This is a genomic window from Pseudomonas sp. LRP2-20 (assembly GCF_024349685.1).
Lineage (GTDB): Bacteria > Pseudomonadota > Gammaproteobacteria > Pseudomonadales > Pseudomonadaceae > Aquipseudomonas.
Map to the genome: position 1 here is coordinate 3,486,024 of NZ_AP025944.1, position 19,678 is coordinate 3,505,701.

Annotated in this window: 19 protein-coding genes; 12 read left to right on the forward strand and 7 right to left on the reverse strand. The window is 63.8% G+C overall.

Annotated features, from left to right (window positions below):
- Nucleotides 1–15: 15 nt before the first annotated feature.
- Nucleotides 16–1,020: a bile acid:sodium symporter family protein gene (locus tag OCX61_RS15510; RefSeq protein ID WP_261940292.1), complete on the reverse strand. Its 1,005-nt coding sequence runs from the start codon at nucleotides 1,018–1,020 to the stop codon at nucleotides 16–18.
- 107 nt (nucleotides 1,021–1,127) lie between these two features.
- On the opposite strand from OCX61_RS15510, the gene ampC reads away from it, so the two are divergent.
- The 3 genes from ampC to OCX61_RS15525 all read left to right on the forward strand — a co-directional run bounded on the left by ampC (nucleotide 1,128) and on the right by OCX61_RS15525 (nucleotide 3,413).
- The gene (gene ampC, locus OCX61_RS15515; RefSeq protein WP_261940293.1) at nucleotides 1,128–2,264 is read left to right on the forward strand and encodes a class C beta-lactamase; all 1,137 of its coding nucleotides are present in this window, start codon (nucleotides 1,128–1,130) and stop codon (nucleotides 2,262–2,264) included.
- Between the two features lie 304 nt (nucleotides 2,265–2,568).
- Complete coding sequence (locus OCX61_RS15520) at nucleotides 2,569–2,901, forward strand: hypothetical protein (RefSeq protein ID WP_261940294.1); 333 nt, start codon at nucleotides 2,569–2,571, stop codon at nucleotides 2,899–2,901.
- Between the two features lie 89 nt (nucleotides 2,902–2,990).
- Nucleotides 2,991–3,413 (forward strand): group II truncated hemoglobin, encoded by a 423-nt coding sequence (locus OCX61_RS15525; RefSeq protein WP_261940295.1) that lies wholly within the window; start codon nucleotides 2,991–2,993, stop codon nucleotides 3,411–3,413.
- On the opposite strand, the gene OCX61_RS15530 is transcribed toward OCX61_RS15525, so the two are convergent.
- The 4 genes from OCX61_RS15530 to OCX61_RS15545 all read right to left on the reverse strand — a co-directional run bounded on the left by OCX61_RS15530 (nucleotide 3,404) and on the right by OCX61_RS15545 (nucleotide 5,737).
- Nucleotides 3,404–3,706 carry a hypothetical protein gene (locus OCX61_RS15530; RefSeq protein ID WP_261940296.1) on the reverse strand — a complete coding sequence of 101 codons (303 nt, stop codon included), beginning with the start codon at nucleotides 3,704–3,706 and terminating at the stop codon, nucleotides 3,404–3,406. The two genes, OCX61_RS15525 and OCX61_RS15530, sit on opposite strands and share 10 nt — an antisense overlap.
- Before the next feature lie 159 nt (nucleotides 3,707–3,865).
- Nucleotides 3,866–4,054, reverse strand: a complete 189-nt coding sequence (locus OCX61_RS15535) for a hypothetical protein (protein WP_261940297.1) — start codon at nucleotides 4,052–4,054, stop codon at nucleotides 3,866–3,868.
- Between the two features lie 136 nt (nucleotides 4,055–4,190).
- Nucleotides 4,191–4,511 carry a YbjQ family protein gene (locus OCX61_RS15540; protein ID WP_003258990.1) on the reverse strand — a complete coding sequence of 107 codons (321 nt, stop codon included), beginning with the start codon at nucleotides 4,509–4,511 and terminating at the stop codon, nucleotides 4,191–4,193.
- 338 nt (nucleotides 4,512–4,849) lie between these two features.
- Nucleotides 4,850–5,737 carry an EamA family transporter gene (locus OCX61_RS15545; RefSeq protein ID WP_261940298.1) on the reverse strand — a complete coding sequence of 296 codons (888 nt, stop codon included), beginning with the start codon at nucleotides 5,735–5,737 and terminating at the stop codon, nucleotides 4,850–4,852.
- 232 nt (nucleotides 5,738–5,969) lie between these two features.
- On the opposite strand from OCX61_RS15545, the gene OCX61_RS15550 reads away from it, so the two are divergent.
- On the forward strand, nucleotides 5,970–7,367 hold the full coding sequence (locus OCX61_RS15550) for a purine-cytosine permease family protein (RefSeq protein WP_261940299.1): 1,398 nt from the start codon (nucleotides 5,970–5,972) through the stop codon (nucleotides 7,365–7,367).
- A gap of 437 nt (nucleotides 7,368–7,804) precedes the next feature.
- Here the strand turns inward: OCX61_RS15550 and OCX61_RS15555 are convergent, their stop codons facing one another.
- Both OCX61_RS15555 and OCX61_RS15560 read right to left on the reverse strand, forming a co-directional pair.
- Entirely contained in the window at nucleotides 7,805–8,560 is a 756-nt protein-coding gene (locus OCX61_RS15555) for a class II aldolase/adducin family protein (RefSeq protein WP_261940300.1), read from the reverse strand.
- Nucleotides 8,561–8,622: 62 nt separating this feature from the next.
- Nucleotides 8,623–9,666, reverse strand: coding sequence for an ABC transporter substrate-binding protein (locus tag OCX61_RS15560; protein WP_261940301.1), 1,044 nt, complete (start codon nucleotides 9,664–9,666; stop codon nucleotides 8,623–8,625).
- 186 nt (nucleotides 9,667–9,852) lie between these two features.
- On the opposite strand from OCX61_RS15560, the gene OCX61_RS15565 reads away from it, so the two are divergent.
- The 8 genes from OCX61_RS15565 (at nucleotide 9,853) to OCX61_RS15600 (ending at nucleotide 19,591) form a co-directional block, all read left to right on the forward strand.
- Nucleotides 9,853–11,805 carry an oxidoreductase gene (locus OCX61_RS15565; RefSeq protein ID WP_261940302.1) on the forward strand — a complete coding sequence of 651 codons (1,953 nt, stop codon included), beginning with the start codon at nucleotides 9,853–9,855 and terminating at the stop codon, nucleotides 11,803–11,805.
- A 39-nt stretch (nucleotides 11,806–11,844) separates the two neighbouring features.
- Nucleotides 11,845–12,447: a helix-turn-helix domain-containing protein gene (locus OCX61_RS15570; RefSeq protein ID WP_261940303.1), complete on the forward strand. Its 603-nt coding sequence runs from the start codon at nucleotides 11,845–11,847 to the stop codon at nucleotides 12,445–12,447.
- Between the two features lie 82 nt (nucleotides 12,448–12,529).
- On the forward strand, nucleotides 12,530–12,814 hold the full coding sequence (locus OCX61_RS15575) for a hypothetical protein (RefSeq protein ID WP_261940304.1): 285 nt from the start codon (nucleotides 12,530–12,532) through the stop codon (nucleotides 12,812–12,814).
- A 132-nt stretch (nucleotides 12,815–12,946) separates the two neighbouring features.
- Nucleotides 12,947–13,786 (forward strand): glutathione-dependent disulfide-bond oxidoreductase, encoded by an 840-nt coding sequence (gene yghU / locus OCX61_RS15580; protein WP_261940305.1) that lies wholly within the window; start codon nucleotides 12,947–12,949, stop codon nucleotides 13,784–13,786.
- Between the two features lie 136 nt (nucleotides 13,787–13,922).
- Nucleotides 13,923–15,626 (forward strand): amidase, encoded by a 1,704-nt coding sequence (locus OCX61_RS15585; protein WP_261940306.1) that lies wholly within the window; start codon nucleotides 13,923–13,925, stop codon nucleotides 15,624–15,626.
- A gap of 171 nt (nucleotides 15,627–15,797) precedes the next feature.
- On the forward strand, nucleotides 15,798–16,727 hold the full coding sequence (locus OCX61_RS15590) for a pyridoxal-phosphate dependent enzyme (protein ID WP_261940307.1): 930 nt from the start codon (nucleotides 15,798–15,800) through the stop codon (nucleotides 16,725–16,727).
- A gap of 488 nt (nucleotides 16,728–17,215) precedes the next feature.
- On the forward strand, nucleotides 17,216–18,313 hold the full coding sequence (locus tag OCX61_RS15595; RefSeq protein WP_261940308.1) for a carboxynorspermidine decarboxylase: 1,098 nt from the start codon (nucleotides 17,216–17,218) through the stop codon (nucleotides 18,311–18,313).
- A gap of 33 nt (nucleotides 18,314–18,346) precedes the next feature.
- A complete protein-coding gene (locus tag OCX61_RS15600) occupies nucleotides 18,347–19,591 on the forward strand; it encodes a saccharopine dehydrogenase family protein (RefSeq protein WP_261940309.1) in 1,245 nt (414 codons plus the stop codon).
- Nucleotides 19,592–19,678 lie beyond the last annotated feature (87 nt).

Below are 19,678 nucleotides of genomic sequence, written 5' to 3' on the forward strand. Positions count from 1 at the left end.
GGCAACATGAATCCATCAGGACGAGGCAGTAGCGCCCTCACCCACCTGCTCGCGGCTGGCGTAGCGCTGCGCCAGCACCGCACACACCATCAACTGGATCTGGTGGAACAGCATCAGCGGCAGAATCATCGCGCCAATGCCGCTACCCACGAATAGCACCTGGGCCATCGGCACCCCGGTGGCCAGGCTCTTCTTGGAGCCGGCGAACAGGATGGTGATGCGGTCTTCCAGGCTGAAGCCAAGCACCTTGCCCAGCATACGTGTAGCGAACAGCACCACCGCCAGCAGGATGCCGCAGACGGCGAACAGCCCGGCCAGGTGCTGCGGCGACACGGTGTGCCACAGGCCGGTGACCACGGCCTCGCTGAACGCGGTGTAGACCACCAGCAGGATCGACCCCTGGTCCACGATCTTGAGCCAACGAGCATTTTTCTTCACCCAGGCGCCGATCCAGCGCCGCGCGATCTGCCCGGCCACGAAGGGCACCAGCAACTGCATCGTGATCTTCAACACGGCGTCCAGCCCCGAACCGGTATCGCCACTGGCGCCGAGCAGCATCATCACCAGCAGCGGCGTGAGGAAGATACCGATCAGGCTGGAAGCCGCCGCGCTGCAGATGGCTGCCGGCACGTTGCCGCGGGCCAGTGAGGTGAAGGCGATGGCCGACTGCACGGTAGCGGGCAGCGCGCACAGGTACAGCACGCCGAGGTACAGTTCGTTGCCCACCAGCGGCACGAACAGCGGCTTGAACGCCAGGCCCAGCAGCGGGAACATCACGAAGGTGCAGGAGAACACCAGCAGGTGCAGGCGCCAATGGCCAGCACCGGCGATGATGGCCTCGCGCGACAGCTTGGCACCGTGCAGGAAGAACAGCAGGCCGATCGCCAGGTTGGTCAGCCAGCCGAAATACACCGCGCCGTCGCCCGAGCAAGGCAGCACGGTGGCGATCAGCACCACCCCGAGCAGGCACAGGGTGAAGTTGTCGAACAACATGCGCAAATACTTCATAACAGTTTCCATCTTGTCGTTGTGCAGGGCCAGACGATAAGGTCCTGGGTTTTTTCCTGCTAACGCCGGAACTCCCATCGGTGTCGCTCAACGGACACACCCATGAAAAGGAACCTTGAATGCCGCTCGTACGCCTTGCTCCCCTGTTGATCCTGTTCGGCATCGCCTCCGCGCAGGCTGCCGAGCCGTTGCAAGCCCAAGTGGACGAGGTCATCCGGCCGCTGATGAAAGAGCAGGACATCGCCGGCATGGCCGTGGCGGTCTACGCCCACGGCCAGGCCCACTACTTCAGCTATGGCGTGGCCAGCAAGGCCGACGGCAAGGCGGTGACCGCCGACACGCTGTTCGAGATCGGCTCGCTGAGCAAGACCTACACCGCCACCCTCGCCGCCCTGGCCAGTGCCGAAGGCAAACTCGACCTCCAGGCCCCTGCCCGGCGTTACCAACCTGCGCTGGCCGGTACGCCGCTGGGCGAGGCCAGCGTGCTGGAGTTCGGGGCCTACAGCGCCGATTACCTGCCACTGCAGTTCCCCGATGCAGTACAGACGCCAGAGCAGACGCTGGCGTTCTTGCGCAACTGGAAACCGCGCACCGTGCATGGCACTCAGCGCTGCTACTCCAACCCGAGCCTGGGCCTGTTTGGCGACCTCGCGGCGCGTGCACAGCACCAGCCATTTGCAAGCGTCATGACCCAGCACCTGTTACCGCAGATGGGCCTGCTACACACCTACCTGCAGGTGCCGCAAACTGCACAGGCGCTTTATGCCCAGGGCTATGACGCGCAAAACCACCCGGTTCGCGTCAGCCCTGGCCCCTATGCCGACGAAGCCTACGGCATCAAGACCAGCGCCAGCGACCTGCTGCGCTATGTGCGCCTGCACATGCAGCCGGCCGAACTGGCACCGGCTCTGCGCAAGGCTACCGCCATCACCCAGGCAGGCTACTTCAAGGTGGGCGCCATGACCCAGGGCCTGGGCTGGGAACGCTACCCTTACCCGGTCGCGCTGGATACGCTGGTCGATGGCAACAGCCCGCGCCTGATTCGGGAACCCCAGGCCACCCAGCGCCTGAACCCGGCGCTCCCGGCCCTGCCCGCAGCCTGGTACAACAAGACCGGGTCCACCAACGGTTTCGGCGCTTACGCCGCCTTCATCCCGTCAGAGGGCAAGGCCATCGTCCTGCTCGCCAACCGCAACTACCCCAACGAAGCCCGTGTCCGCGCGGCCTTCCAGATTATTTCCAGCCTCGACCGATGAGTCACCGCCGAGTGGATTGCCAGACAATATGACAAGAATGTAGTGCCTGAAAATATTCACTACAAAAGCATTGACGCCGCTCATCAGCCTTGTGCATGATGAAGCCGTCTCCCTGATCGGGAGCGGTGGCAAGGGTGTTCCAGACGGCTTGCGCGGTAACGCAGGCCGTCCGTGGAGAGGGAATCTGTCCAAAAGGCAGCGTGAGAAAGCCCCTGTTGCGATGCTGCTGTAGCAGCCTTGGTAGTGCGCTACAACCTGTGGCGCCAACTGTGAAAATCAACAACAAATAGGTGATGGGGGCTTTATGATGAACTTGAACAACAATCCGACTATCGACCAATTGGCCCAGCTGTTCGCAGTACGCAAGGACAGCCTCGACGACCACCTGCTGTGGGTCAGCCAGACCGGCGAGGTGCGCCTCGACCGCCTGCCGCCGAACACGGTCGAAGATGAATTCGAAGCGCACCTGCCCAGCATGCGCGCCCGCTTCAAGGTCTACCGCCGTGGCCAGGGCTACGTCGGCAAGAAGGCCGCCGCCGACACTGAGTTCGTCGGCCGTGTCCTGCAGACCCTGCAACAAGAATGGCCCGCCGCCCGTGAGCGGCAGGCAGTCAAGGTGATCGAACCGCTGAACTGAGGGTTCGCCACCACTTATGGAGCCCGGCCCGCATAGGCCGGGCTTTTTCATGCCTGCTAAAATGCCCGCCCGTGATTGTGGAGCCCAGCATGACTACCCCTGCTTATGGCACAGGCGATGCTTCGTACCAGGCCGCCGGCGGCATCGACGGCCTGCGCCGGCTGGTCGACGACTTCTATCGGCTGATGGACCAGGACCCGGTAGCCGCCCCGGTGCGGCAGATGCACCCGGCCGACCTTGCCGGCTCACGCGACAAGCTGGCGTGCTTCCTCAGTGGTTGGCTGGGTGGGCCACGGCTTTACGCCGAGCGCTATGGCTCGATCGGTATTCCGTCATTCCATGCGCAATGGCCGATCGACGCACAACACGCAACGATCTGGCTGGCCTGCATGCGTGACGCGATTGCCTTGCAGCCCTGGGAGCCAGCATTCGCCGATTACCTGCTGCGCCAGCTTCAGGTGCCGGCCCAGCGCATCGTCCAGGCTGCCAGCGCCCGCCACCGTCAGGCCTGAAGGCGCCGCTGCGCCACGGGCAACGGCAACGCTCCAGTGGCCAGCGCCCGAGCCCGGTCCACCCCCCACACCAGCGCGCGGGTCATGGTTTCGCCGGGCCGCGCCGGGTAGTACTCCTCCAGCAGCGCCCTGCCATCCTGGCCGTAGAGCCCGAGGAACAGCTGCGTCGCGCCAAGCCGCGACAGGCGCACCTGGATATCCAGCGACGTGCCGTCGCTGAGCACCTCGTCATGGCAGCGGCAATGCAATTGTGCGTCGGCCCACTGCCAATAGGTCTCGTCCCTGACTCGCATGGAAAATCAATCCTCTCTTTCCTGAATGCGGCGCCAGAAGACCACAACTGCGCCGCCACCGCGAGTGCAACCCTCGGTTTCCATGAGCAGGATCAAGCAACACCAAGAAAAACCCCGCCATTGGGCGGGGTTGTGTGAGCAGGTTCACTTTTTCGCGGCTTACTTTCTGGCTGGCACCCGTGGCGTGAAGCGGCCCTTCTTGCTGCGCTGCAGGTGTGCAGGCTTGAGGTCTTCCGATTCATCCAGGGTCATGTGGGCAAAGCCCAGGCGAAACGCCGCCTGTCCACAACGCACCTGGCTGTTGATCGGGAATGAATCGTTCATGTCTTCGAAAAAGGACTCGCTCATGCCCTGTCTCCGTTCAGTGGCGACCGCGTCGATCAGCAAAGGGCTGACCTGAAAAACGCGACCTGTGCCAGTGAGACTAGCCGGTCACAAGCGGACTGCCCGGACAAAACCGGCAGACCCGACCAGTGGCATTTGGCTACTTCAGCCGCACGGCAGTACCGGTAGCGAACACCACGACCATGCCACCTTGCACTGACGGCATGCTGATCTCGAAGTCCACGCCCACTACTGCATCGGCTTGCAACTGTCGTGCCCGCGCCTTGAGCTCCTCGGTGGCCTGCTCACGGGCCTCGCGCAGGGCGCTTTCCAGGGTCTGCGAACGGCCTCCGAAGAAGTCCCTAAAACGTGCGAAGAAATCGCGCACGAAGTTGATGCCCTGCACCGATTCGGAGCTGACCACGCCAAGGTACTCGGCGATCGGGCGGCCTTCGAGCTGGCTGGTGGTAGAGATGATCATGTTGAGCTCCTTGGCCTTGCAAAAAACGCCAAGTCTAACAAACGCCGAAATCTAATCGCCGGCAAACCAGCGCCCACAAATGATTCATGGTTTTTCAGGTGTATGCAGTAGCTGCGAGAGACTCTGTCATGCTCATCGTCTAAAAGCTGGCGCGATCCTTGTGGGAACCGCGCTTGCCGGCGATGGGCCGCGAAGCGGCCCCGGCAATTGATGCAGCGACCTTGAAATCGTGGGGCCGCCTTGCGGCCCATCGCCGGCAAGCGCGGCTCCCACAGGTACAGCGCACGCCTGGAAGCTAGTGATAACCCTGTGGACTTGCCGGCGACAGGGCCTTCAGCTCATTGCGCGCTGGCCGCCCGCAACCGCTGCCCAAGCTTCGGCCCGAATACATTGACCAGCAAGCCGAGCATCACCAGCAATGCGCCCCAGCCCTGCACCGCTGTCAGCCGCTCACCCAGCAACCAGGCCGACGAGCTCAGGCCGATCACCGGCACCAGCAGCGAAAACGGCGCCACCTTGCCCGCCGGGTGGCGCGACAGCAGTTTGCTCCACAGGCTGTATCCGAGCATGGTGGCGACGAACGCCAGGTACGCCAGCGCCAGCACCGAGCTCCAACCAATATTGGCCAGCGAATGGCCGATCCGCTCCGGCCCTTCCAGCCACCACGACAGGGCCAGGAACGGCAGCGGTGGAATCAGCCCGCCCCAGATCACCAGCGCCACCAGGTCCACCGAGCCAAAGCGGCGGGTGATGATGTTGCCCATGCCCCACATGGCTCCGCCACACAAGGTCAGCAGCAGCGCCACCAACGGTACATGGCCGCTGTCTTCACTGCCGATCAGTGCCAGGCCGCTGGCGGCCACCAGCAACCCCAGCACGCTGGCCAGGCGCAGGCGTTCACCCAGGAACAGGGCGGCAAAGCCGAGGGTGAAGAACGCTTGCGACTGCAACACCAGCGATGCCAGCCCCGGTGGCATGCCGCTGTACATGGCCTGAAAGAGGAAGGCGAACTGGCCCAGGGAGATCGTCGCGCCATAGGCGATCAGCCAGCGCCACGGCAGCTTCGGCCGCCTGACCAGAAGGACGGCCGGAAACGCCACCAGCAGAAAGCGCAATGCCCCCAGCAGCATCGGCGGCAGGCCATCGAGGCCGACCTTGATGACCACGAAATTGACTCCCCAGGCGACAATCACCACCAGGGCGATCAGCAGGTCCTTGAGCGGCATTGCAGCTTCCTTCTTCAGGCGTTCTAGACATATTTCGTAACAGCATAAGGCCATTTTTCCGCCAGGGACCAGCACAGTTGCGACCAACCCTTGCGCAACAGATTGGCTGTTATGCTGTGCAGTCTTCATTTGACCTTACTTGTATAGACATGCTCATATGACGCAGACGCCATCCGCGCGCCGCGTCGGCAATGGCCCTCTCCCTGAAAAAAACAATGAAGTGGAGCCCTCAATGTCTCGCAAATCCGTGCTCGAACGGCGCTCTATCGACTACATTCCCGAAGCCGAACGCCATGGCCGACTGTACAGCCAGTTCACCCTCTGGCTCGGCGCCAACCTGCAGATTACCGCCATCGTCACGGGCGCCTTGGCCGTGGTGCTCGGCGGCGACGTGTTCTGGTCGCTGATCGGTCTGTTGCTGGGCCAGTTGATCGGCGGCGCGGTGATGGCCCTGCATGCGGCCCAGGGCCCGCGCCTGGGCCTGCCGCAGATGATCTCCAGCCGCGTGCAGTTCGGTGTCTATGGCGCGGCCATCCCGATGGTGCTGGTGTGCCTGATGTACCTGGGCTTCACGGCCACCGGCACGGTGCTGTCCGGGCAGGCCATCGGTCAGTTGCTGAGCGTCAGCGACAGTACCGGCATTCTCATCTTCGCCTCGGTGATCGTGCTCGCCACCCTGGCCGGCTACCGGGTGATCCACTGGATCGGCCGGGTCGCCAGCGTGCTGGGGATCATTGCCTTCGTCTACCTGTTCAGCCGCATCCTGATGCTGGCCGACATAGGCCAGCTACTGGAAAACCGCCACTTCAGCTGGGCCACCTTCCTGCTTTCAGTATCGCTGGCCGCGTCCTGGCAGATCGCCTTCGGCCCCTACGTGGCGGATTATTCACGCTACCTGCCGAGCAGCACCTCGCCGGTGAAAACCTTCCTGGCCGCTGGCCTGGGCTCGGTCATCGGCGCACAGGCGTCGATGATCCTCGGGGTGTTCGCCGCAGCGATCGCTGGCGGGCAGTTCAGCGGGCGTGAAGTGGCCTACATCGTCGGCCTCGGCGGAGCCGGCACCACCGCTGCCCTGCTGTACTTCAGCATCGCCTTCGGCAAGGTGACCATCTCGACGCTCAACTCCTACGGCAGCTTCATGTGCATCGCCACCATCATCAGTGGCTTTCGTGGCCACCTGGCGATCAGCCGCATGCAACGCCTGGTGTTCGTGCTGGCCATCGTCGGCGCCGCCACCTTGGTGGCCCTGCTCGGCCAGCACTCCTTCCTCAGTGCGTTCAAGTCGTTCATCCTGTTCCTGCTGACCTTCTTCGTGCCCTGGAGTGCGGTCAACCTGGTCGATTACTACTTCATCACCAAAGAGCGCTACGACATCCCTGCCCTGGCCGACCCGGAGGGACGCTATGGCCGCTGGAACTGGCCTGGCATCAGCGTCTACACCGTAGGCGTGCTGGTGCAGATGCCATTCATCGACACCAAGCTGTACACCGGCCCCATGGTCGCGCACCTGGGTGGCGTGGATGTGTCGTGGCTGATCGGGCTGGTGGTGCCGAGCGTGCTGTACTACTGCGTGGCGCGTCGGCGTGCCGCCGAGGCGCCGGCCAGCATGATCGTGCCGCAAGCGCGCTGAACACATGAATGACTGATCCAGCGGGGAGCCCGCTCTCATAGAACTGCACATAACTCATTGAGTTAGCAGGGGCACTGTGGGAGCCGCGCTTGCCGGCGATGGACCGCGAAGCGGCCCCGGTATACAGGTGATCGCTATCGACCCATGTCAACTGCAAGAATGTTGGGGCCGCTTCGCGGCCCATCGCCGGCAAGCGCGGCTCCCACAGGGATTGCGCATGCCTTGAGGTAAGCATTGAACCTGTGGGAGCGGGTTCACCCGCGAAGAGGCCGGCACAAGCAGCACAAGACAGTTGCTCCCACAGGGTATGCGGACCGCTTGCGAACTCAATTCCCTAGGCGACAGCGCAGCCCAAAGGGCTGGGTGATCTCCCACAGGTAAACCATGCGTTCAAGGCCTGTGGTTTAACTGTGGGGGGGCGCGAAAAGGCCGGCAAGTCAGTCGCGATAATCGGGGGCAATCCGCTCCAGCATCCGCAGCAAAGCCCCCCAGGCCAGCTGCAGAGCATCCGGGTCGCTCAGTTCCCCCTGCTTCAAACCCCGCATCGGCTCATTGAACTGCCGCTCGGTATGCACGCACACCGCTTCCGACGGCAGCACCAGCTGCCCGGCACTCTGCGCCGCCAACTGGATCTCGCAGGCCTTCTCCAGGTAATACATGCGCAAGAACGCCTCGGCCACCGAGCGCCCGGTGGTCAGCAGGCCATGGTTGCGCAGGATCATCACCGGTTTGTCGCCCAGGTCCGCCACCAGCCGCTGCTGCTCGTCAAGGTCGAGGGCGATGCCTTCATAGGCGTGGTAGGCGACCTTGCCATGGAACTCCATCGACATCTGGTTGACCGGCAGCAACCCGCACTCCAGCGCCGCCACCGCGCAACCGGCGCGAGTATGGGTGTGCAGCACGCACTGGGCATCTTCGCGCGCAGCGTGGATGGCGCTGTGGATGACGAACCCGGCCGGGTTGACCGGGTACTCGGTGGGCTCCACCGGCCGCCCCTGCAGGTCGATCTTCACCAGGCTCGAGGCGGTGATTTCGTCGAACAGCAGGCCGTAGGGGTTGATCAGGAAATGATGCTCGGGGCCCGGCAGGCGCAGCGAGATGTGGGTGAAGATCAGGTCCGACATGCGGAAGTGGGCAATCAGGCGGTAGCAGGCGGCCAGTTGCTGGCGCAGGGTCTGTTCCGTTGCGGTCATTTTTATTCTTCCTGTTGGAATTGGGCCGCTGTGCGGCCCCGATAAGCTACATCATTGCAACATCATCTGGTTGCCCAGGCATTGAAGCGCTGTTCCAGCTCCTCGCCATGGTCGACCCAGAACTCCACATTCATTGCCAAGGCGCCCTGCAGGTTCTGCGGCGAGGTCGGCACCCAACTGGCCAGCGACGGGTCGAGCCTGGCCGCTGCCTGGGTATTGGTCGGCCCATAGGGGATCTGCTCGACATAACGCACCTGGGTATCTGGCTGGTTGGCATAGCTGATCAGCCGCTTGGCCTGGTCGACATGTTTCGAGCCCTTGATGATCGCCCAGTAGTCCATGCCATACAGGCTTCCGGGCCAGACCAGCGCCAGCGGGCTGCCTTGCTGCGCGGCCACGGCGATGCGGCCGCTGTAGGTCGAGGTCATCACCACATCACCCGCCGTCAGCCACTGGGCCGGCTGCGCGCCGGCGTCCCACCACTGGATGTAGGGCTTGAGTTCGGTGAGCTTGGCAAAGGCACGCTCGACACCCGCCGGGGTCGACAGGACCTTGTACACGTCTTCGACCTTGACCCCGTCCGCCAGCAAGGCGAACTCCAGGTTGTACACCGCGCGCTTGCGCAGGCCGCGCTTGCCCGGGTACTTCTGCACGTTCCAGAAATCGGCCCACGAGGTCGGCGCCTGGGCCAGCTTGTCGCGGTCGTAGGCAATCGCCACGCTCCACACCAGCGCCGCCGAGCCGCAGTCCTGGGCGGCAGCAGGGATCAGTTCGGCGGCATGCCCCAGGCGCTGCCAGTCGAGGTGCTCGTAGATGCCCTCGTCGCAGCCGCGCATCAGGTCCGGCCCCTCGATCTGCACCACATCCCAGTCGACATTCCCGGTGTCGGCCATCACCTGGATGCGCGCCATCTCGCCGTTGTATTCGCTCTGGATCAACTTGCTGCCGTCCTGGGCGCTGAAAGGCTGGAAGATCGCCACGTCCTGGGCTTTCTGGCCGGCGCCGCCATAGCCGACCACGACCATCTGCGGCGCCGCTTGCGCACTGCCCAGGCCAAGGGCCAGCAGCGCTGCGCAAAGGCCGGTACTGCGAGGAAATGCCTGCATCGAGTTGCCTCCTGTCGGTACCTTCCAGCCAGCACGAAGGCCCGTTTGTTGTTGTAGTGAGGTCACGCGCCACTGCCGTGGCTGGGAAAAAGCTAGTCGGGCACCAGTAAAAAAACAAGTTGATTTTTTACTGTCGCTACACTTTCATGAGAAAAACAAGAACAACACCGCACCGGAGCCGCCCGCATGACGACTGCCTTCGCCCACCTGTTCGAACCCCTGCAGATCCGCGGCAAACGCCTGAAGAACCGCATCATGTCGACCGGCCATGACACCTGCCTGCCCACCGACAATCTGGTCAACGACAAGCTCATCGCCTACCAGCGCGCCCGTGCCGCCGGCGGTGCCGGCCTGATCGTGCTGCAGGTGGCCGGGGTGCATGACAGTGCCCGCTACACCTCGCACGTGCTGATGGCCACCGACGACGCCTGCATCGACGGCTACCGGCGCCTGGCCGAGGCCTGCCACGCCCATGGCACCGTGGTGCTGTCGCAGCTGTTTCACCCGGGGCGGGAGATCATGGAATCGGCGGACGGCCTGCTGGCGGTGGCCTACTCGGCCTCGTCGGTGCCCAACGAGCGCTTCCGGGTGATGCCGCGCGCGCTGGACCAGGCGATGATCGACGAAATCGTCCAGGGCTATGCCAGTGCCGCCCGGCGCCTGCACCAGGCCGGCCTGGACGGTGTCGAGGTGGTGGCCAGCCATGGCTACCTGCCAGCGCAGTTCATCAACCCGCGGGTCAACCAGCGCAATGACGGCTACAACGGCGAGCTGGAACAGCGCCTGCGTTTTCTGCGCGAAGTGCTGGCCGCGGTCAGGGCGGCCACTGACGAGCAGTTCATCGTCGGTCTGCGCATCAGCGCCGACGAGCGCGACAGCGAGGGCCTGAGCGAAGACGAATCACTCGCCGCCGCGCAGGCCCTGCAAGATCAGGTCGACTACCTGCACATCGTCGCCGGCACTTCGGCGTCGCTCGGTGGCGCCGTGCATATCGTGCCGCCCATGGCCATCGCCCCGGCTTACCTGGCGCGTGAGGCCGGGACGTTCAAACAGCACTTGAACATCCCGCTGTTCGTCACCGGGCGCATCAACCAGCCGCAGGAAGCCGAGCTGATCCTGGCGCGTGGCCAGGCCGATGTGTGTGGCATGACCCGCGCGCTGATCTGCGACCCGCAAATGCCGGCCAAGACCGAGGGCGGCCGTGTCGAAGACGTGCGCGCCTGCATCGCCTGCAACCAGGCCTGCATCGGCCACTTCCACCGGGGGCTACCGATTTCCTGTATCCAGCACCCGGAAACCGGCCGCGAATTGCAGTACGAAACCCCGGTTCCCATTACTGTGCGCAAGCGCATCCTGGTTGCCGGTGGCGGCCCGGCCGGGATGAAGGCTGCGGCCGTTGCCGCCGCCCGTGGTCATGACGTCACGCTGTACGAGGCAAGTACACAACTGGGCGGCCAGATACAGCTCGCGCAGTTGCTGCCCAGGCGCAGCGAATTCGGTGGTGCCAGCACCAACCTGCAGCGGGAGATGGAACTGGCAGGCGTACGCGTAGTACGTAATACGCGAGTCGACCGTGCCCTGGTCGAGCGCGAACGCCCCGACCTGGTGATTGCCGCTACCGGCGCCACGCCCTACTGGCCAGCGTTCGAACGCAGCGGCGAGCTGCAGGTAGTGGATGCCTGGCAGGTGTTGCGCAACGAAGTCAGCCTGGGCCGCTCGGTGCTGGTGATCGACTGGCGCAGCGACTGGATCGGCCCCGGCATCGCCGAGCGCCTGGTCCGCGATGGCCACCAGGTGCAACTGGCCGTCAACGGCACCCACTGCGGCGAAAGCCTGCCGCTGTACGTGCGCGACCAGCTGGCCGGCGAGCTGCACCGCCTGGGTATCCCGATCACGCCTTATGCCCGCCTGTACGGCAGCGACGACAACACCGTGTACCTGCAGCACACCGCCAGCGGTGAGCCGATGATCTTCGAAGGCATCGATAGCCTGGTGCTGTGCCTCGGCCATCAACCCCAAGACACCCTGGCAGCTGAACTGGACGGCCTGGTGGAGGTAAGGCGCATCGGCGACTGCCTGGCGCCACGCACTGTCGAAGAGGCCATCCATGATGGCCTGACAGTTGCCTGGGCACTCTGAGCCAGTCAATACTGCGGCTTTCCCGATGGACCGAAGCGCATGAGCCAGCAGCCCCAGATCCCGCCTGCCGCCGAAGATGGCGGCGCCGCGCCGCAGTTCCTCGGCGGCCGCATTCGCGGCCTGCGCAAGCGCCGCGGCATGACCCTGGCGGAGCTGGCGGCGCACAGCGAGCTGACCGCCGGCTACATCAGCCAGCTGGAGCGCAACCTGTCGTACCCGTCGATCCCGGCACTGTTCAACATCGCCCGCAGCCTCGGCGTGACCATCCAGTGGTTCTTCGCCAGCGAAGCCACCACCGCACCCGAAGACCAGGGTTACGTGGTGCGGCGCAACAGCCGGCTGAGCGTGCATTACGAGGATGGCATCGTCGACCAGCTGCTCACCCCGCAACCCAACCGTCAGCTGGAGATGCTGCACTCGCGCTTTCCACCGGGCACCTACAGCCAGCAGAGCTACAGCCATGAGGGTGACGAAGCGGGCTATGTACTGTCGGGCAGTTTCGAGCTGTGGGTGGGGGAGCGCCACTTCCTGCTGGGCGAAGGCGACAGCTTCAGTTTCTCCAGCCAGGAGCCGCACCGCTATGGCAACCCTGGCGAGGTGGATGCCGTGGTGATCTGGGTGATCACCCCGCCAACATTTTGAAAAGATCTGCCAGCTGGCCCCGTAACATCGTTGACTGCAATTACGGTCTACTGTGTCTTTCGGACTTTCCAGGAGCACAACGATGAACAATATCCTGATCATTGGTACCGGCATCGCCGGCCCATGGAGCGCGCTGAGCGCGATCCGCCAACTGAACCTGCAAGGCCAGAGGGATGCCCAGCTAACGTTGCTGGCACCCCAGACCGGACTGCAACAGCCGTTCGATCACAGCAACCTGTGCCTGGTACAAGGCACCACCTCGCATGTCGACGCCGCCGGCCGGCGCGTTCACTACCGCACCCCGTCCGGCACCCGCTGCAGCCTGCCGTATGACCGGCTGATCGCCGCGCAGCTGTGGCCCAGGTAATCAGCACGGCCTGGGTATCATGCAGCTGACGCTGGCGGCCAATACATTTGCGCTTTTCTCCGAACCCGTGGCATAGATGCAGGTCCACGCCCTGACGTGATCGTTTTCGCGCTTTTCAAGGAGAACCTCTGCATGAGCAAGCCCCCTTATGTCCCGCCCAAGGTCTGGCGCAACGATGCCGCGTCCGGCGGCCAGTTCGCCAGCATCAACCGGCCGATCGCCGGGCCTACCCATGACAAGGAACTGCCGGTCGGCAAGCACCCGCTGCAGCTGTACTCCCTGGCCACCCCCAACGGTGTCAAGGTCACCATACTCCTCGAAGAACTGCTCGCCCTGGGCCACCGCGGCGCCGAGTACGATGCCTGGCTGATCCGCATCGGTGACGGCGACCAGTTCTCCAGCGGCTTCGTCGAGGTCAACCCCAACTCGAAGATCCCCGCCCTGCTCGACCGCAGCGTCGAGCCACCGGTGCGGGTGTTCGAATCCGGCTCGATCCTGCTGCACCTGGCGGAAAAGTTCGGCGCCTTCCTGCCCAAGACCCCGGCCGCACGCACCGAAAGCCTGAACTGGCTGTTCTGGCAGATGGGCTCTGCGCCCTACCTGGGCGGCGGTTTCGGCCACTTCTATGTGTATGCGCCAGAAAAGTTCGAGTACGCCATCAACCGCTTCACCATGGAAGCCAAGCGCCAGCTCGACGTGCTGGAACGCCGCCTGGCGGTCAGCCGCTACCTCGGCGGTGACGAATACAGCATCGCCGACATCGCCGTGTGGCCATGGTACGGCCAACTGGTGCGCGGCAACCTGTATGGCGCAGCCGAGTTCCTGGCAGTGGATGAGTACCCGCACGTGCAGCGCTGGGCCGAGGAAATTGCCCAACGCCCGGCGGTACAGCGCGGCACCCGGGTCAACCGCACGTGGAGCGATGAGGCCAGCCAGGTGCCCGAGCGGCATTCAGCGGCCGACCTGGACTGAGGGCAACGGGGCCGCTGTGCGGCCCCGACAATGCCCCGTTGCAAAAAACCATTTCTGCGGCGCAAACCTCCCTCCCCTGATCCCTTCTTGTACACTCCTCGCATTAGCCCCAACCTGCACAAATTTTGGTGAAAGCATGATCGAGGTAACCGAGGTTTCCATTGCCGAGCTGCGCGACGCGCTCGAAACCGGCCGCACCACGGCAGTCGAGCTGGTCAAGGCCTACCTGGCACGCATCGACGCCTACGACGGCGCCGACACCGCCACCGCGTTGAACGCCGTGGTAGTGCGCAACCCTGAAGCGCTCAAGGAAGCCGAGGCCTCCGATGCCCGCCGCGCCAAGGGCCAGACCCTGAGCCCGCTGGACGGCATTCCCTACACTGCCAAGGACAGCTACCTGGTCAAGGGCCTGACTGCCGCGTCCGGCAGCCCGGCGTTCAAGGACCTGGTCGCCCAGCGCGACGCCTTCACCATCGAGCGCCTGCGCGCCGCCGGTGCCGTGTGCCTGGGCAAGACCAACATGCCCCCAATGGCCAATGGCGGCATGCAGCGTGGCGTCTACGGCCGCGCCGAAAGCCCGTACAACGCCAAGTACCTGACCGCACCCTTCGCCTCCGGCTCGTCGAATGGCGCCGGCACCGCCACCGCAGCCAGCTTCAGCGCCTTCGGCCTGGCCGAGGAAACCTGGTCGAGCGGCCGCGGCCCGGCTTCGAACAACGGCCTGTGCGCTTACACCCCGTCGCGTGGCGTGATCTCGGTACGCGGCAACTGGCCGCTGACGCCGACCATGGACGTGGTGGTGCCGTACGCCCGGACCATGGCCGACCTGCTGGAAATCCTCGACGTGGTGGTCGCCGACGATGCCGACAAGCGCGGCGACCTGTGGCGCCTGCAGCCTTGGGTACCAATCCCCGCCGCCTCCTCGGTGCGCCCGGCGTCCTACCTGGACCTGGCCGTCGACGCCAGCGCGCTCAAGGGCAAGCGTTTTGGCGTACCGCGCATGTACATCAACAAGGACGAAGCCGCCGGCACCTCCGAAAAGCCAGGCATCGGCGGCCCGACCGGCCAGCGCATCATTACCCGTGACAGCGTTATCGCCCTGTGGCAGCAGGCTCGCCAGGCCCTGGAAGCAGCCGGCGCCGAAGTGCTGGAAGTCGACTTCCCGCTGGTGTCCAACTGCGAAGGCGACCGCCCTGGTGCGCCGACCGTCTACAACCGCGGCATCGTCAGCAAGGAATTCCTGCATGACGAACTGTGGGAGCTGTCGGGCTGGGGCTTCGACGACTTCCTGCGTGCCAACGGTGATCCGAAACTCAACCGCCTGGCCGATGTCGACGGCCCGCAGATCTTCCCGCACGACCCGGGCACCCTGCCCAACCGTGAGGACGACCTGGCCGCTGGCATGGATGAATACGTCAACATGGCCAAGCGCGGCCTGAAGACCTGGGACCAGATCGAGACCCTGCCCGACGGCCTGCGCGGGCTGGAAAAGACCCGCAAGATGGACCTCGAAGACTGGATGGACGCGCAAGGCCTGGACGCCGTGCTGTTCCCGACCGTGGCCGATGTCGGCCCGGCCGATGCCGATGTCAACCCGGCGTCGGCGGACATCGCCTGGAGCAACGGCATCTGGGTGGCCAACGGCAACCTGGCCATCCGTCACCTGGGCGTGCCGACCGTGACCGTGCCGATGGGTGTGATGGCCGATATCGGCATGCCGGTGGGGCTGACCTTTGCCGGCAAGGCGTATAGCGACAATGCGCTGCTGAGCTACGGCGCGGCCTTCGAAGCCACCGGCTCACGCCGGATGATTCCGCCACGCACCCCAGCCCTAGGGTGAGGACCTTGGACCGCTGCGCCCGGCATCAGCCTTGTGCAGCGGCGCTCGATTCATGCACCAAGCAAATTCAACGACATACCCTCCGCAACCCGAGATACCATGCAATCCTGACTGAGCAACTGCGCAATCAACGCGCACCAGCTCACACCTGATAACGCATGGAGCCTCGTAATGACCCTGCACATTCACACCCCCCTGATCGAGTCCCGCCCGCTGTCGCTGGCCGCCGGCGGTGCCGTGTGGCTGAAACTCGACGCCCTGCAGCCCTGCGGCTCGTTCAAGCTGCGCGGCGTTGGCCATGCCTGCGAAGTCCACCACGCCCGAGGTGCACGCCATTTCGTCTCGTCCTCCGGCGGCAATGCCGGGTTGGCCGTGGCCTATGCCGGGCGCAAGCTGGGGGTACCGGTGACCGTTGTCGTGCCCGAAACCACCACCGAACGGGCCAAAGAGCTGCTGCGCCTGGAAGAGGCCAAGGTCGTGGTGCATGGCAGTTCCTGGCAGGAGGCCAACGAACTGGCGCAGACCCTGGTCGGCGAAGGCGATGCCTTCATCCACCCGTTCGACGACCCATTGCTGTGGGCCGGGCACGCCAGCCTGGTCGATGAAGTGGCGGCAGCCGGGGTCAAGCCGGATGCCGTGGTGTTGTCGGTGGGCGGCGGTGGTTTGCTCAGCGGTGTGGTCGAAGGGCTGCAGCGCAATGGCTGGGGCGATGTGCCGGTGCTGGCCGTGGAGACCACAGGCGCCGCTTCGCTGCATGCGGCCATGCAGGCCGGGCATACCGTGGAACTCGAACGCATCGCTTCGGTGGCCAGTTCGCTTGGCGCCAAGCGCGTGGCCGAACAGGCGCTGGCCTGCACCCGGCAGCATCCTGTGCAGAGCCACCTGGTCAGTGACCGGGCGGCACTGGAGGCCTGCGAGCGGTTTCTGCTGGACCATCGGGTGCTGGTGGAGCCGGCGTGTGGGGCGGCGTTGGCGCTGGCGTATGAGCCTGCTGCATTGGCCGGTTACCAGAATGTGCTGGTGGTGGTTTGTGGGGGGGCTACTGCCACGTTGGAACAGATTCAAGAGTGGTTGAGGGTGGTCGATCAAAAGGTGGAATGAACGACGGCATGGCTGCCGGGTTCGTCGGGGCATCTTTAGCGCCTGTGAGATCGAGCGCCGCCCGCGCGGCGCATCGCGAGCTTTGCTCGCTCCTACGTTTGTTTCGGGCCAATTATTCCTGGGGGATTTGCGCGCGAACGCCTTGGCGCCTGACTCGGTATCGCGTCGTACCAACAAGGCGATCGCGCGCGCCTGTCACAGACGTTACTGGCCCGAAACAAACGTAGGAGCGAGCAAAGCTCGCGATGCGCCGCGCGGGCGGCGCTCGATCTCACAGGCGCTGAAAATGCCATGGCAAGCACATGCCATTGGTCAACCTGTCATCAAGCTGTTCATTCCCCCCTGTACAACTGAACCCACCACTGCCGAATCATTTCACCTGCAACCACTACCGCGCAGACGAAATACACCATCCGCCCTTTCGATCTGCGGCAAGTGAAGGCACAATGCGGGTCTTTTTTTTGGCCGGCCTGGCCGGGGGCCTTTAAATGATCAAGACGCCGTACTACCTCATCGACAAAACCAAGCTGCTGAGCAACATGGAGAAGATCGCCTACGTGCGCGAAAACTCCGGTGCCAAGGCGCTGCTCGCCCTCAAGTGCTTCGCCACCTGGTCGGTGTTCGACCTGATGCAGCAGTACATGGACGGCACCACCTCGTCCTCGCTGTTCGAGCTCAAGCTCGGCCGCCAGAAGTTCGCTGGCGAGACCCATGGCTACAGCGTGGCCTGGGCCGATGACGAGATCGAGGAAATGCTCGAGAACTGCGACAAGATCATCTTCAACTCGATCGGCCAGCTGCAGCGCTTCGCCGAACAGTCCGAAGGCAAGGTCCGTGGCCTGCGCGTCAACCCGCAGGTCAGCAGCTCCGACTACCTGCTGGCCGACCCTGCCCGCCCGTTCAGCCGCCTCGGCGAATGGGACCCGGCCAAGATCGAACAGGTGATCGAACAGATCTCCGGCTTCATGTTCCACAACAACTGCGAGAACGGTGACTTCGGCCTGTTCGACAAGATGCTGTCGCACATCGAAGAGCGCTTCGGCCACCTGCTGCACAAGGTCGAGTGGGTCAGCCTCGGTGGCGGTATCCACTTCACCGGCGAAGGCTATGCGCTGGACGCCTTCTGCGCGCGCCTGAAAGCCTTCTCGGAAAAGTACGGCGTGCAGGTCTACCTGGAGCCCGGCGAAGCCGCCATCACCAACAGCGCCTCGCTGGAAGTGACCGTGCTCGACACCCTGTACAACGGCAAGCACCTGGCCGTGGTCGACAGCTCGATCGAAGCTCACCTGCTCGACCTGCTGATCTACCGCCTCAACGCCAAGATGGCCCCCAACGACGGCGAGCACACCTACATGGTCTGCGGCAAGTCGTGCCTGGCGGGTGACATCTTCGGCGAATACCAATTCGATCGCCCACTGGCCATCGGCGACCGCCTGTCGTTCATCGACACGGCCGGCTACACCATGGTCAAGAAAAACTGGTTCAACGGTTTGAAGATGCCGTCCATCGTGGTCAAGCAGCTCGACGGCAGCGTCGAGGTGGTCCGCGATTTCGGTTTCGAAGACTACGTTTCCAGCCTGTCGTAAGACCGGCTTTCCAAGTAAGGAGCAACAGGTAAATTGAAGAAGAACGTTCTTATCATTGGTGCAGGAGGTGTCGCCAAGGTGGTGGCCCACAAGTGCGCGCAGCATAACGACGAACTGGGTCGTATCGCTATCGCGTCACGGAACATCTCCAAATGCCAGGCCATCATCGACAGCGTCAAGGCCAAGGGTAGCCTCAAGGTACCCGCCGACATCCAGGCCTTCTCGCTCAATGCCCTCGATGTCGAGGCGACCAAGGCACTGATCCGCGAGACCGAGTCGCAGATCGTGATCAACGTCGGTTCCGCCTTCCTCAACATGTCGGTGCTGCGTGCCTGCATCGATACCGGTGTCGCCTATCTGGACACCGCCATCCACGAAGAGCCGGGCAAGATCTGCGAGACCCCGCCGTGGTACGGCAACTACGAGTGGAAACACCTCGAAGAGTGCCAACAAAAGAACATTACCGCCATTCTCGGCGTCGGTTTCGACCCGGGTGTGGTGAACAGCTACGCAAAACTTGCGCAGCAGCAATACTTCGACAGCATTGATTCGATCGACATTCTCGACGTCAATGCTGGTTCGCACGGCAAGTACTTTGCCACCAACTTTGACCCGGAAATCAACTTCCGTGAATTTACCGGGCAAGTGTGGAGCTGGCAGAATAGCCAGTGGACCAGCAATACCATGTTCGAAGTCAAGCGCACCGACGACCTGCCGGTAGTCGGCTCGCAGAACCTGTACCTGACCGGCCACGACGAAGTTCATTCGATTTCGAAGAACCTCAATGTGCCGAACGTACGCTTCTGGATGAGCTTCGGCGAACACTACATCAATGTGTTCACCGTGCTGAAGAACCTCGGCCTGCTCTCCGAGCAACCGGTGAAAACTGCCGAAGGCCTGGAAGTGGTACCGCTGAAAGTGGTCAAGGCCGTGCTGCCTGACCCGGCCTCGCTGGCCCCGGGCTACACCGGCAAGACCTGCATCGGTGACCTGGTCAAGGGCACCAAGAACGGCCAGCCACGCGAAGTGTTCATCTACAACGTGGCCGACCACGAAGAAGCCTTCGCCGAGACCGACAGCCAGGGCATTTCCTACACCGCCGGTGTACCACCAGTGGCTGCGGCCCTGCTGGTTGCCCGTGGCGAGTGGGATGCCAAGCGCATGGTCAACGTCGAGGAACTGCCAGCCGAGCCGTTCCTCAAGGCGCTGGACGTAATGGGCCTGCCGACCCGCGTCAAAGATGAAAAGGGTGATCGTCCCTGGGACGCTGAAGCCTAAGCAGTAACCAGAAGGGGCGCCAACATGGCGCCCCTTCTGCATTTGCAGGCCCGGCCTCTTCGCGGTTGACCCCGCTCCCACAAGTAC